Origin of the sequence: Kitasatospora sp. NPDC088783 (genome assembly GCF_044750705.1) — a bacterium.
Taxonomy (GTDB): Bacteria; Actinomycetota; Actinomycetes; order Streptomycetales; family Streptomycetaceae; genus Kitasatospora; species Kitasatospora fiedleri.
Genome location: NZ_JBIVKJ010000015.1, coordinates 66010 through 80176 on the forward strand (window position 1 = coordinate 66010; position 14167 = coordinate 80176).

Genomic DNA, 14167 nt, shown 5'->3' on the forward strand with positions numbered 1-14167 from the left:
TGTGGTGGTCAGGCCGCCAAGGCGCTCTCGTCCTGAGCGGGACTGCGGTAGCCGAGGCTGCTGTGCAGCCTGCGCATGTTGTACCGGCCTTCGATCCACTCGAAGGTCGCCGTTCTGACCGCTGCGCGGCTCGGCCACGGCCGGTCGCCGATCCACTCCCGTTCCAGCGTGGCGAAGAAGGACTCCGCGAGCGCGTTGTCCCAGCACTGTCCGGTGCGGCCGACCGACAGTCGAACTCTGAACTCGGCTGCAAGAAGGGCGAATTCGCGGCTGGTGCACTGGCAGTCGCGATCGGGGTGGAAGGCCGCCGGTCCGGTCGGGCGGCGGGTTCGGCAGGCGGCCCGCAGGGCGTCGGCGACCAGTTCGGTCCGCAGGTGGTCGGCGGTGGCCCGGCCGACGACGCGGCGGGAGGCGATGTCGATGACGGTGGCCAGGTGGAGCCGGCCCTCCTGCGTCGGGATGTAGGTGATGCCGCCGCACCAGCGCGTGTCGAGAGCGGCCCGGTCGGGCCGGAAACCCCGCTGGACCAGGTCGGGCCGCAGGGCCGCACGCGGATCGGGGATCGGGGATCGTCGTACGGTGGCGCCGCCGGCGGTGCCGGCCCTGAACTCCGGCGTGAACGAGCGGCGAGGACGCGGCTTCTTCTTCCCCGTGCTCTCCACGACGGACATCATCCTTCCGGAGCCGAAGCCCCCGATCAGGAGTGTCCGTCAAAGCGAATCAAGCCCACACGTCTCGTGCTTCATCTTCGCGGCCAACTGAGGGCACCACGGCCCGAGTTGTTTGCCGTTACTGCTTGAGCAGCCGCACCACCGGTAGACCCTTCCCCGCTGTGGACGCTGTCCCATGGACTCCTCCTCGCACTCGGTGCTCTGTGGCACCAAGACTTGCTGGCCCGTTCGGCGTGCCGACAGGGCGTGGAGAGTGGGATGCGAGGCACGAGGTGGGCGAGGCGGGTGACCGCCCTCCAGTAGCTGATGACGGGGCGCCGGGGGTTCCGACGCGGCAGGCGTCCGCCGTGCGTCACCCGTCGACGGACGCGGTGGCGGTGAGGACGAGGACGGCTTGGTCGTCGTCGGTGCCGCTGTCGCCGGTGAAGGCCCGGACCGCCTCGACGACCGTGGCCAGGACGGCCGGTGCCTCCCTGCTCGTGGCGGGGGCGAGGGCGTCGAGGAGGCGGTCCTCACCGAACTGCTCCCCGTCGCCGTTGCGGGCTTCGGTGATGCCGTCGGTGTAGAGGACCAGGCTCTGGCCGGAGTCGAGGTGGAGGCGGCGGGTCTCCAGCCGGGGGCGGGGCATGATGCCCAGGAGCAGGCCCTCGCTGTGGACGGGGTGCGTGCCCTCCGCGGTCAGCTGGAGGGGCAGGGTGTGGCCGGCCCTGATGAGTTCGATGTCCAACCCGGTGGCCGTGGGGACGAAGTGGCCGTAGACGAGGGTGACGAAGCCGGTGCCGTTCTGGTTGTGCCAGTCGGTCAGCGCGCGGTTGACCGCTTGCACGACGGCTTCCGGGTCGGCCAGCAGGGGGGCGACGGCGCGGGCGGTGTTGCGGACGAGGGCGGTGGTGGCGGCGGCCCGGGCGCCGCGTCCGCTGACGTCGCCGAGCATGAAGGCCCAGCGGTCCCCCTCCAGCGGAAAGACGTCGTAGAAGTCGCCGCCGACCTCCAGTCCCTCGCCGGCGGGGTGGTAGTGGGTGGCCACTTCGGCGCCCGGCAGATCCGGCAGGTCCGGCAGCAGGAGCCCGGCCTGGAGGTCCCGGGCGAGCGCGGCGCGCTGGGAGTACTGGAGGGCGTTGCGGGCCGCGGAGGCGGCGCGGCGGGCGAGTTCCTCCGCCAGGACGACCGTCCGTCCGTCGAAGGTGCGGCCGCCGGTGCTGAGGAGGGTCAGCGTTCCGAAGAGCCGGCCGCCGTCGGTGAGCGGGACGCACAGGTAGGCGGTGACGTCCAGTTCGGCCCAGGGGCCGGCTTCGGTGGGGGGTCGGCGGGCGACCTCGCTGAGGCCGGAGTCCAGGACGCGCGCGGCCGGGCCGTCCGTCGGGTCGGCCTGGCCGTGGGAGGCCAGCAGGTGCCGGGCGGGTTCGTCGGGAGCGGCCGTGGCGACGCGGCGGAGCCGGCCGGTTTCGAGGATGTCGACGGCGCTCAGCGGGGCCAGGTCGGGGACGCACAGGGTGGCCAGGCGCTTGAGGATCTCGGTGTGGTCGAGGTCGGCGCTCAGGGCGGTGCTGGCCTTGAGGAGGAACGCCAGGTCGTCCCGGGCCGCCTTCTCCCGCGCTTCGGCGGCCGAGCGGGCCTGCTCGACCTGGTGGCGTTCGATGGCCAGGGCCGCGGTGTCGGCGAACACGCCGGCCAGTGCGAGGTCGGCTTCGCTCGGGGTGCTCGGTGTGCGGTGGTACATGGCGAAGGTGCCCAGCAGGCGGCCGTCGCGGGCCAGGATGGGGGTGGACCAGCAGGCGGCGAGCCGGGCGCGTTCGGCCAGGTCGCGGAAGTCGTCCCAGTAGGGGTCGGTGGCGATGTCGGAGACGATGACCCGTCGGCGCCGGTGGGCGGCCGTCCCGCAGGAGCCCACGCCCTCACCGGTGGCGATGCCGTCGATCGCCCGGTTGTAGAAGGCCGGCAGGCTGGGGGCCGTGCCGTGGCGCAGGTGGCGGCCGTCCTCGTCCGCCAGGAGCACCGAGACGAGCACCCCCGGCGACAGTTCCTCGATCGCCCTCGCCATCCCCTCCAGGACCTCGGACAGGGGGGCCTGGCGGGCGATCTGCTCCAGGAGGACGCGGTGTTCGGCGGTCAGCCGTTGGGCGTGCTTGACCTGGGTGGTCTCCACCCCGATCATCCGCACTCCCGTGACGTTCCCCCCCTTGTCGCGCCGGGGTTCGTACGTGAAGTCGAAGAACGCCTCCCGGGCCCGCGCGCCGACGCCCAGCACGACCCGTACGTCACGGCCGGTGTGGGAGCGGCCGGTGCGGTACACGCGGTCGAGGAGCGCCAGGAACCCCTGCTCGGCGAGCTCGGGCATCAACTGGCCGATCGGCAGGCCGGTTTGCGGCCGGTCGGCCCGGCCGATGGCGGTGAAGAACGCCGGGTTCGCCGCCTCCAGGAGGTGCGCGGGGCCCGCCATCGAGGCGAACACCGCCGTCGACTCGCCGAACAGGGCCCGCAGGTCGGTCTCGGTGCTCGGGCCGCCGGCCGTCGCGGACGGGCGCATCCGGTCGGACATCCGGTCGGACATCCGGTCGGAGTGGAAGGGGGTCTCGGTCATCCTCTTCCTCCTCCCCGCTCTCCGGTGGCCGGGCTGGTGGGAGCGCGGCGCGCGCCTCCCGGCCTCATCGGGTCTCGCCGGCCGGGAGCGGCGCACCCGCCTCCGGCGAGGGGGCCAGGGCGTCGAGCGCGGAGTCCAGCGTGGGCCGGAAGGTGAAGAGTTGGTCGAGCCCGACGATGCGGAAGACACGCATCAGATCGCTGTTGGGACCGACCAGGACGAAGGGGGCACCGGTGTCCCGCGCCAGGTTGTAGGCGATGACGAAGGTGGTGATGCCGGTGGAGTCGCAGTAGGTGAGGCCGGAGAGGTCGATCACCACGGGGTTGTCCGGCCCGAAGGTCGCCTCTTCGACGAGTCGGGTCAGCTCCGGCGCGGTGTGCTGATCGAGTTCGCCGGCCGCGCGCAACACGTCCACCCCGGAGGGGTGCCGGAGCCTGGCGGCGGTAAAAGTACGATCGGACACCTTTTCTCCTGTGCGGGTAGCAGGGGGCTGCCTCCGTCGAACGGTACGGGACGGGCGGCACCCGACGACAACCGCGCCGCCCCCGACGGGCACCGCGCCGACCGGCCCGCCGGGACGGGCCGCTCCGCACCGGCCGGCGCAGCGCGGCGGGTGCTGCTGCCCTGCTGCTCCGTACGGTCCTTACCGACCACAAACGCGACTGATCTATCCTACGGAACGAGTCAAGGTCCCCTCCCGCTCCAGGCTCACGAAAGGGTGCTCAGTGACACGTGCGGACAAAGGCGGGAGTCCCGCGCCGTCGACGGCCGGGAACGAGGTCTTCGCGGTCGGCGGGAGCGTCGGCGCCGACCTGGCCCGGGTCGACTGGTCGGCCACGCCGCTCGGTGAGCCCGAGCACTGGCCGCAGAGCCTGCGCACCGCGGTGCGCATCCTGCTGTCGTCGAAGTTCTCCATGTGGATGGCCTGGGGCGAGGAGCTGACGTTCTTCTGCAACGACGCCTACCGGCGCGACACCCTCGGCCAGAAGTACCCGTGGGCCCTGGGCCGCCCCTCCGCCGAGGTGTGGGCGGAGATCTGGGGCGACATCGGCCCGCGCATCGACGCCGTCCTCACCACCGGGGAGGCGACCTGGGACGAGGGGCTGCTGCTGTTCCTGGAGCGCTCCGGCTACACCGAGGAGAGCTACCACACCTTCTCCTACAGCCCGCTCCACGACGACGACGGCACCCCCGTGGGCATGCTGTGCGTGGTCAGCGAGGACACCGAACGGGTCATCGGCGAACGCCGGATGGCCACCCTGCGCGACCTGGGCTCCGATCCCAGCGTGGTGCGGACCGAGCAGGAGATGCTCGACTTCGTCGCCGCGCAGCTCGGCCGCAACCCGTACGACCTGCCGTTCACCCTCACCTACCTCGCCGACGACGAGGGCGGGGCCCGGCTCGCCGCGGCCACGGGCATACCGGCGTCCCACCCGGTCGCCGCGCCCCGGCTCCGGGCGGGCACCGACCCGCTGTGGCCGGTGGCGGCCGTGGCCCACGGGGAGGGCGTCCTGGTCCCCCTGGACGGCGCGCCGTTCGCCGACCTGCCGGCCGGAGCCTGGGAGCAGCCGCCGGTGCAGGCCCTGGTGGTCCCCCTGCTGCAACAGGGCGGCGCACCGTACGGGTTCATGGTGGCGGGCCTGAACCGCTACAGGGAACTCGACGACGGCTACCGCGGGTTCGTCGAGCTGGTGGCCGGGCACGTCGCCACCGGCGTCGCCAGTGCCCGCAGCTACCAGGCGCAGCAGCGGCGGGCCGAGGAGCTCGCCGAGCTGGACCGGGCCAAGACGACGTTCTTCTCCAACATCAGCCACGAGTTCCGCACCCCCCTGACCTTGATCATGGGGCCGGTCGAAGAGCTCCGGAACCGGCTCGCCGACGCGGACCCGTACGTGCGCGAGGAACTCGACGTCGTCCACCGCAACGGACTGCGCCTGGGCCGACTCGTCAACACCCTGCTCGACTTCTCCCGGATCGAAGCCGGCCGGATGCAGGCCAGCTACGCGCCCGTCGACCTCGCGGCGGTCACCCGGGAACTGGCCAGCGTGTTCCGCTCCGCCGTCGACCGGGCCGGCCTGGACTTCCACGTCGACTGCGCGGCGCTGCCCGAACCGGTGTACGTCGACCGGAGCATGTGGGAGAAGGTGATCCTCAACCTCCTCAGCAACGCGCTGAAGTTCACCTTCGACGGCTCGATCACGGTGGCGGTGGAGGCGCGGGACGGCGAGGCCGTGGTCACCGTCGCCGACACCGGGATCGGCGTACCGGACGAGGAGATGCCCCGGCTGTTCGAGCGGTTCCACCGCATCGAGAACGCCCGCTCCCGCTCCAACGAGGGCAGCGGAATCGGCCTGGCCCTGGTGCAGGAACTCGTCGGCCTGCACGGCGGCTCCATCACCGCGGCCTCCGTCGAGGGGGAGGGGACCCGCTTCACCATCCGCCTGCCGTTCGGGTCGGCGCACCTGCCCGCCGAGGCCCTCCTCCCGGGCGACGGGGTCCTTCCCGCCTCCGCCGCGGACCCCTACCTCCAGGAGGCCCTGCGCTGGCTGCCCGGCGAGCAGGGCGCCGTGCCGTCCGGACAGCCGGCCCCCGTCCCCCCGCAGACCGACGGCGACGCGCCCGCGAACGGCGCGGCGCTCCCGGCGCGGGTACTGGTCGCCGACGACAACGCCGACATGCGCGAGTACCTCGCCCGCCTGCTGCGCGGCGCCGGGTACCGGGTCGACGAAGTCCAGGACGGGTGGCAGGCGCTGGGCGCCGTCCGCGCCGACGCGCCCGACCTGGTGATCAGCGACGTCATGATGCCGGGCCTGGACGGTCTGGCCCTGGTCAGCGCGCTGCGCACCGACCCCCGCACCGCATCGGTCCCCGTGCTGCTGCTGTCGGCCCGCGCCGGACAGGAGGCCTCCATCGAAGGTCTCCAGGCAGGCGCGGACGACTACCTGGTCAAGCCGTTCGCCGCCGCCGAACTCCTCGCCCGGGTCCGCGCCAACATCGAGCTCTCCCGGCTGCGCAACCAGCACGCCCGCTGGCGCACCGCGCTGGTCGACTCCCTCCAGGAGGCCTTCTTCGTCTGCGACGAGGACGGCACCGTCGTCGAGATCAACGCCGCGTTCGCCGCCATCCTCGGCTACGGTCCCGAAGGACTGCCCTACCGGCCCGTGCACCCCTGGTGGCCCGACGCCACCACCGACCCCGAGGCGCACCGCCGGGTGACCGAGGCCTTCCAGAACCTGCTCGAACACAGCCGGGGCAGCTACACCATCCCCGTCACCCACCGGGACGGGCACCGGCTGTGGGCCACCGCCACCTTCAACCAGGTCCACGACCCCACCACCGGCCGCACCGCCATCGTCGGCACCTTCCGGGACGTGACCGCCGAGCACTACGCCATCCAGCGCGAAAGCGCCCTGGCGGCCCTGGGCACCTGCCTGTCGCGAGCCACCAGCGTGCCGGAAGCGGTGACCGGAGCCCTGGCCGAGCTGGGCAAGCTCTGGAACGCCCGCTACGCCGCGGCCGTCGTCTTCGACCAGGACGACCGGCCGACCCTCACCGCGACCGACGCCGACCTGACCTGGCAGCACCTGCCCGTCGAACAGCGCCGGACACTCGCCGAACTGCGCCGGCAGCCCCTGCTCACCGCCACCGCCGGGCAGGGCGGCGCGGGCGTCACCCTGGAGCACCCCGAGGGACGACTGGTCCTGTGGCTCGACCTCGGCAGCCTCCGGCCCTTCACCGGCGAGGACCAGCTCCTGCTGTCCCTGCTGGCCAGCCACCTCGCCCAGGGCCTGGCCCGCGCGCACCAGATCGACCAGCAGCGCGAGACCGCCATCGCCCTGCAGCGCGCGATCCTCGGCCCCTCCCACCTCCCCGACGGCTTCGCCGTCCGCTACGAGCCCGCCACCCGGCCCCTGGAGGTCGGCGGCGACTGGTACGACACCGTCACCCTGCCGGACGGCCGCATCGGCATCGTCGTCGGCGACTGCGTCGGCCGCGGACTCGAAGCAGCCAGCGTCATGGGCCAGCTCCGCAGCGCCTGCCGCGCCCTGCTGCTGCAGGACGCCGACCCCGCACAGGTGCTGACGGCCCTGGACCAGTTCGCCGCCAGCGTGCCGGGCGCGGCCTGCACCACCGTCTTCTGCGGCGTCCTGGACCCGGAGACCGGCCACCTGACCTACTCCAGCGCCGGACACCCGCCGGGCATCCTCGTCCAACCCGACGGCACCACCCGGCTGCTGGAGGGCGGCCGCTCCCTGCCGCTGGCCGTGCGCCCGCGCAGGCCGCGCCCGGAGAGCACCTGCACCATCCCGCCCCGGTCCACCCTGCTGCTGTACACCGACGGTCTCGTCGAGCGCCGCCGCCGGCCCATCACCGCCGGCATCGGCCAGGCCGGCGAGGCACTCCAGGACGGGCGCAACACGGCCGTCGACGACCTGGCCACCGACGTCATGTCCCGCCTGGCGCCCGCCGACGGCTACGACGACGACGTCGCTCTGCTGCTGTACCGCCACCCCGCCCCGCTGGAGATGTCCTTCCCCGCCGAGTCCTCGCAGCTCGCCCCCGTGCGCAAGGCGCTGCGGGGCTGGCTCGCGCAGTGCGACCTGCCCCAGGCGACCGTGCAGAACATCCTCGTCGCCGCGGGCGAGGCGTGCGCCAACGCCATCGAGCACGGCCACCGCGACGCCCCCGGCGACACCGTCTACTTCCGGGCCGAAGCCTTCGTCGACAACCTGCACCTGACCATCGTCGACACCGGGCGCTGGAAGCCGCCCCAGCCCGAGCACAACACCCACCGAGGACGCGGCATGGGCTTGATGCGCGCCCTGATGCAGCACGTCAGCGTCAACCCCGGACCAGCCGGAACCACCGTCGACATGCACACGAGGATCGCCTGATGACCACGCCCCTGACCCTCACGCCCAGCCGGCGGCCCGACGGCACGGCCGTGCTCACCGCCGTCGGCGAGATCGACATGAGCAACACCGCCGACCTGACGGACGCGCTCGACAGCATCCAGGGCCCCCTCGTCCTCGACCTCAGCGCCGTCGAGTACCTCGACAGCGCCGGCCTGAGCGTGCTCTTCCGCCACGCCGACCGGATCGAGCTCGTCGCCAACCCCCTCCTGGACCCGATCCTGGCCATCTCCGGCCTGGCCGACGTCACCGCCGCCGACAGCGGTCCGTGAACCTGCCGTCCGGAGCCCCGGCCGGTACCGGCCGGGGCTTGACGAGCCGACGATAGACTGGCGCGGGCACGCCACTGGGCCATCGGACCAGGGCGGCCCCAGGAGGGGCGGTACAGGCCGTGTGGTCGAGGTGACGAAGCGCATCATCGAGGATCGCCAGGTCCGGGACATGGGGCAGGGCGACCACCTGTGCCTGGCGTTCGACGACGACGAGGAACAGCGCCGCGTGGTCACCGCCTACCTGCGCGACGGGCTGGAGCGCGGCGAGCGGGTGGTGTACTACGCCGACCAGTGCACCCCCCGGCAGGTGCTGGACTGGTTGCGCGAGGCGGGGACCGACCCCGGTGAGGCCCTGTCCGACGGGCGGCTCCAGGTCACCACGGCCGGCGCCGGCTACCTGGCAGCCGGCCCCTTCGACCCCGACGCGATGGTCGCCGCGCTGAACCGGGAGGTCGCGGACGCCCTGGCGGCCGGCTACACCGGCTTCCGGGTGAGCGGCGAGATGGGCTGGGCCCTGCGCGGCGTACCGGGCGCCGAGCGGCTCGCCGAGTACGAGCGGAAGGTCGACGCCGTGTTCGCCGCAGGGCGTGCGTCGGCGATCTGCCAGTACGACGCCCGGCGGTTCGACGCGGCAGCCCTGCACGCCTTCGGGCGGGCCCACCCCGGCATGGTGGAAGCCGTTCCGCTGCACAGCAGCTCGACGCTGCGGCTGGTGCCGTCCTTCCACCGGGGCCGGCGCTCGCTGCGGGTGGAGGGCGACGTGGACTTCCACTCCGCCGAAGCGCTCGCCGCCGCCCTCCGGACCGCCGAGGGCTGGCCCGGCGACATCACCGTGGACACCGGGAACCTGCACTTCCTCGACCTCGCCGGGATACGGGCCCTGGTGCGCACCGCCGAACGGCTCTCCCCGGGACGGCGACTGCACGTCGTCGACCTCGATCCGATGCTGCAGCACGTGATCAGCGTGGTCGGCTGGGACCAGGAGCCGGCGCTGGCCGTCACCGCGCGGGAGACGGCCGGATGACCGCGACCGCGAGCTCGCGCGGCCCCCGCCCCGAGCAGGGGGGACGCCTGACGCACCAGGCGCTGGTCTACGGCAGCGACGAGGAGTTCCTCGCCGCCGCGGTGCCGTTCTGCCGCGACGGGCTCGACCGGGGGGACGCCGTCCTCGCGGTGACCACCGGCGCCAACATCTCGCTGCTGCGCCGGGCCCTGGACGGCGACGCCGCCCGGGTGGAGCTCATCGACGCACTCGACTGGTACAGGGCGCCGGGACGCACGCTGGGGGCCTACCACCGTTATGTCGACCGGCGCACCGCCGACGGCGCGCACCGGCAGGTGCGGGTGATCGGCGAGCCGGTGTGGCACGGCCGGGACCCGCTGGAGAAGGCCGAGTGGACCCGCTACGAAGCAGTGATCAACGCCGCCTTCGCCAGTTGTCCGGCGTGGATCGTCTGCCCCTACGACACCCGGGTGCTGCCCCGCGACGTGGTGGACGACGCCCGTCGCACCCACCCGGAGACGGTGACCGGTCGGGCCGCGCACCCGAGCGGTCGATACGCCGCTCCCGACGCCGCGGACGCTCCCTGGGCGCGGCGGCTGTCCGCGGTGGTCGCCGAGGGCGAGCGGGCGGTGATGCGGTTCGGTGACGATCCGGCTTCCGCGCGGGCCTTCGTCACGGAGCGGGCCGCCTCCTTGGGGCTGGACGACAGGGGCGCGCGGCGCCTCGTGTTCGCGGTCAACGAGATCGTCACCAACGCCGTCCAGCACGGGGGCGGTGGGCAACTGACCCTGTGCCGTTCCGGTCACCGCGTCGTGTGCGACGTCACCGGTCCCTCCCGGGGGAGCGTCGACTGGTACCTGGGTTATCTGCCTCCCGATCCCCGGCAGCCGCGCGGGCACGCCCTGTGGGTGGTGCGCCAACTGTGCGACCTGGTGGAGATCGACTCCGGCCCGGAGCTGACCACCGTCCGCCTGCACCTGAGCCCGTCCTGACGGGAGCCGAGGGGCCACAGGCCCCCGTCCTGCCGTCCCGACCGTGAAGTCGGTCGGGGGAGGCGGCACTCGGGACATCACCTGTCGGTTCTTCCCGTCGCCCGGTCAACCGGCGGGCGGGGGGTGGTGGCAGGGCCGCACGGGCCGGTCCCCGGCGGGGTCGTCGGTGCGAGGGGCGCGGTTGGCGCCACGGTCCGTGCGGCCGGTCGGCCGGGACCGGCCGGGCGGCGGGCACCACCTGCTCACCGACCGGCACGGCACCCCGCCCGCCGTCGCCCTGACCGGCGGGAACCGGCACGACGCCGCCCGGCTCCCGCCGTCGCTGGACGCGGCCCCACCGGTCCGGGGCCCGCGCGGACGGCCGCGCCGACGCCCCCGCGGGCTCTGCGCCGACCGCGGCTGCGACCACGGCAAGTGCCGACGGCTGCTTCGCCGCCGCGGCACCGCCCCGGGGACCGCCCGCTCCACCTCGCCCGCCTCCGGCGCGGCCTCCACCGCCGCCACCGTCCGGCGGCGGGACGGGTGGGGCGGGGCCGGATCTGCGCGGCTGTCACCGGCCGGGGTGCAGCGGTCGGCCGTGGCCGGTGCCCGGGCACGGGCGCGGGCGTCCACGGCACGGCTGTTTCCACTCCGGCAGTGTGACGGGGCGTCAGGAAGGGAATCGAACACGGGGGAGGGCGGGGTGGAGAACCCCGCCGCCAGGGGGTGGTGGCGATGGACCCGGAAACCGATCAGACGCCCGGCACCGACACCTGCGCCCCTTCGGGGGCGTCGGGCCGTCCGGCGCGGCTCCAGGTCGATTTCCCGTTCGACTACGCGGCGCACCTCGCGGACGGGCGCCGGATCGGACGCCTGCCCGCGCAGGCCCTGGGCCGGCCCGTCGCGGTGATCGGCGCGGGCGGCAGCGGCCTGGCCGCCGCGTACGAGCTCATGCGGGCCGGGCTCCGGCCGGTCCTGTACGAGGCGGAGGCCCAGGAGGGCGGCCCGGGCGGCCGGCGGCTCGGCGGCCGGATGTTCTCCTACCGGCACACCGAGGCGGACAGCGCCGTCGTGGAACTGGGCTGCATGAGGTTCCCGGACTCCGCGGCGCTGCTGCGCCAGTACGCGCGGCGCTTCGGGGTGCACTGGCGCCCGTGCCGGGACAACTACACCCCCGGCACCACGCCGCTGACCGTCCTGGACGTCGACGGCGCCCGGTTCGCGGTGCGGCGGATCACCGACCTGTACGCCCGGCACGAGGATTTCGCGACCGCGCACCGCCGGTGGCTGGCGGCACTGGACCGCATCGGCCTGCCCCGCCTCCAGGCGGCGCTGGCCGACCGCGACGCGGAGCGGGCGGGGTGCCTGTGGCGCGCGCTGGTCGGGGAGTACGAGCAGTGGAGCTTCTACCGGTTCCTGCGCGACCGGGACGGCGCGGGGCTGACCCACGAGCAGGCCGCGCTGCTGGGCACCGCCGGCGTCGGCCCCGGTCTGTGGGACAGCTTCTTCGACCTGAGCGTCCTGGAGATCCTCCGCCTGCTGCTGGCCACCGACGACACCACGCAGTACTACGCGCAGGAGGGCATCAGCGCGCTGGCCGAGGGGTTCTGGACGCACCGCACCACCGGCCCCGCCGGAGCGGCCGTCAGCCTGGAGCGGATCAACGACGGGGCCCCGCGCCCCGCCGTGACGGCCCTGGAGGTGGACCCCGACCCGGCGGGCGGGGTCGTGGTGCACAGCCGCGACGGCCGTGCCCGGCGCTTCGCCGCCGCCGTCTACACGCCCCAGCTGCACCTGCTGCAGACCGGCGTCGAACTGCGCTCCACCGTCCCCGGCACCTCGCCGCTGGGGCCGAGGCTGTGGCGAGCGGTGCGCCGGCTGAGCTACTGGCCGGCGAGCAAGACCGCGCTGGTGGTCGAGGAACCGTTCTGGCGCGGCACCACGCTGGACGGCGTGACCCTCACGGACCGCCTGCCGCGCAGCTCCTACACCTTCGACTACGGCCCGCCCCGCGCCCCGGGCGGCCGCCGCGCCGTCCTCGACCTCAGCTACACCTGGGGCCGGGACGCGGAGAAGGTCGCCGCCTCCTCCCTGCGGGAACGGGTGGAGCTGTTCGTCCGCGACCTCGCCCTCATCCACCCGGAAGCGGCCGGCGAGCTGCGCGCCCAGGCCGCCCGGGCGCACGCCGTCACCGTCTCCTGGGCGGACCGGCCCCACTTCCGCGGCATGTGCCGCTTCTCGCGCCCGGGGGAGCACGCCTACCAGGCGGACCTGTTCCACCACTTCCTCAAGGACTTCGCCGGCCGTCCCGCCGTGCCGGGCGAGCCCGCCAACGCCCTGTTCCTCGCCGGGGACGACACCTCCTGGTCCCCGGGCTGGCTGGAACACGCCCTCGCCTCCGGCATCAACGCCGCCTGGGGCGTGCTGCGCCTGCTGGGCGGCCGGCCCGAACCCGGCAACCCCGGCCCCGGCGACGTGCTGCTCGCCGCGCACCGCCCGCCCACCGCGCCGTGAGCGGCGACCGGACGGGCGACCGGGCGGCCGGACTGCTGCTGACCGCCGCCCGCTGGTGGGACGGGACCGGCGAGCACCTCCGTCCCCGGGCCAGGATCGCGGTCCGCGGCGGGCGGATCACCGGCGTGGGCGAGGACGCGGCGGCCCCGCCCGGCACCCGGGTGCTGGACCTCGGCGACCGCACCCTGATGCCCGGCCTCGTCGACTGCCACGTCCACCTCGCGGAGTCACCGGCCGGCGACCCCGGCGACCCGGTCGGCCGCCGGGTGCTGACCGCACTGCGTCCGCTGCGCGAACTGCTGGAGCGCGGCTTCACCACGGTGCGGGACCTGGGCTGCGACCTGGAGGAGCCGGTGGCGGTCCACCTGCGCGACGCGGTCCGCGCGGGCCTGGTGCCGGGGCCGCGGATGCTCGTCGCACCCCACCTGATCTCCGCCACGGGCGGCCACAGCGACCGCACCCCGCTGGCCCGGCCCTACGGCGCCGCCAGGATCGGCCCGCTGGCCGACGGCGCGGACGCCCTGGTCCAGCGGGTGCGGGCCGACGCCCGGGACGGCGCGGACTGGATCAAGTTCGCCGCCACCGGCGGCCTCACCAGCCCCACCGACCGGCCCGACCGGCCCGCCTACGGCCAGCGCGAGACGGACGCCCTGGTGGGCGCCGCCACCGACCTGGGACTGCCGTGCGCCACCCACGCCTTCTCCGACGAGGGCGTGGTCCGCGCCCTGCGGGCCGGCGTGCGCTCCGTCGAGCACGCCTGCCTCGCCACGCCGCCGGTCCTCGACCTGATCGCCGACCACGGCGCCTACCTGGTGCCGACCCTGCACGCCGTCGAGCACTTCCTCGACCACCTCGACGACGACGCCTTCTGGCCACCGGCCCGGCGGCCGACCCGCGAGAAGCTCGCCCGGCACGCCGCCGCCCTGCGCGGGCACGGCCGCCGGGTCGCCGCCAGCCGCGCCGCCGTCGCCTTCGGCACGGACGCCGGGATGTTCCCGCACACCGACAACTGGCGGGAGTTCCCGGCCCTGACCGGTGCCGGACTCACCCCGCACCGCGTGCTGCGCGCGGCGACGAGCACCGCCGCTGACCTGCTCGGCCGACCCGACCTCGGGCGGATCGCCGCCGGTGCCACCGCCGACCTGATCGCCCTGCCGGGCGACCCGTTCGAGGAGATCGAGGCCCTGCACCGGGTCGACTTCGTGATGCAGCGCGGCGCCGTCCGCCGCAGCCTCTGAACCC

9 protein-coding genes and 1 pseudogene are annotated in these 14167 nt (G+C 74.4%); 7 read left to right on the top strand and 3 right to left on the bottom strand.

Annotated elements, in window-relative coordinates; genetic code table 11:
• Positions 1-8 precede the first annotated feature (8 nt).
• The 3 genes from ACIP60_RS30970 to ACIP60_RS30980 all read right to left on the bottom strand — a co-directional run bounded on the left by ACIP60_RS30970 (position 9) and on the right by ACIP60_RS30980 (position 3715).
• Entirely contained in the window at positions 9-662 is a 654-nt protein-coding gene (locus ACIP60_RS30970) for an IS3 family transposase (protein WP_400690640.1), read from the bottom strand.
• Between the two features lie 361 nt (positions 663-1023).
• On the bottom strand, positions 1024-3252 hold the full coding sequence (locus ACIP60_RS30975; RefSeq protein WP_400690643.1) for a SpoIIE family protein phosphatase: 2229 nt from the start codon (positions 3250-3252) through the stop codon (positions 1024-1026).
• A 64-nt stretch (positions 3253-3316) separates the two neighbouring features.
• Complete coding sequence (locus tag ACIP60_RS30980; RefSeq protein ID WP_400690646.1) at positions 3317-3715, bottom strand: STAS domain-containing protein; 399 nt, start codon at positions 3713-3715, stop codon at positions 3317-3319.
• A 262-nt stretch (positions 3716-3977) separates the two neighbouring features.
• Here ACIP60_RS30980 and ACIP60_RS30985 point away from each other — a divergent pair, with 262 nt between their 5' ends.
• From ACIP60_RS30985 to ACIP60_RS31015, 7 genes and pseudogenes are all read left to right on the top strand, one after another.
• A complete protein-coding gene (locus tag ACIP60_RS30985; RefSeq protein WP_400690649.1) occupies positions 3978-8147 on the top strand; it encodes a SpoIIE family protein phosphatase in 4170 nt (1389 codons plus the stop codon).
• On the top strand, positions 8147-8437 hold the full coding sequence (locus ACIP60_RS30990) for an STAS domain-containing protein (RefSeq protein WP_400690652.1): 291 nt from the start codon (positions 8147-8149) through the stop codon (positions 8435-8437). The genes ACIP60_RS30985 and ACIP60_RS30990 overlap by 1 nt, the downstream gene beginning before the upstream one ends.
• Positions 8438-8567: 130 nt before the next feature.
• Positions 8568-9461, top strand: a complete 894-nt coding sequence (locus ACIP60_RS30995; RefSeq protein ID WP_400690655.1) for an MEDS domain-containing protein — start codon at positions 8568-8570, stop codon at positions 9459-9461.
• On the top strand, positions 9458-10432 hold the full coding sequence (locus ACIP60_RS31000) for an anti-sigma factor RsbA family regulatory protein (RefSeq protein WP_400690658.1): 975 nt from the start codon (positions 9458-9460) through the stop codon (positions 10430-10432). The genes ACIP60_RS30995 and ACIP60_RS31000 overlap by 4 nt, the downstream gene beginning before the upstream one ends.
• Positions 10433-10634: 202 nt before the next feature.
• Positions 10635-10884 (top strand): annotated as a pseudogene (locus tag ACIP60_RS31005) (transposase); the annotation flags it as partial.
• 262 nt (positions 10885-11146) lie between these two features.
• Complete coding sequence (locus tag ACIP60_RS31010; protein WP_400690661.1) at positions 11147-12925, top strand: flavin monoamine oxidase family protein; 1779 nt, start codon at positions 11147-11149, stop codon at positions 12923-12925.
• A complete protein-coding gene (locus tag ACIP60_RS31015) occupies positions 12922-14163 on the top strand; it encodes an amidohydrolase family protein (RefSeq protein WP_400690664.1) in 1242 nt (413 codons plus the stop codon). Before ACIP60_RS31010 ends, ACIP60_RS31015 begins: the two co-directional genes overlap by 4 nt.
• The last annotated feature ends 4 nt before the right edge of the window (positions 14164-14167 follow it).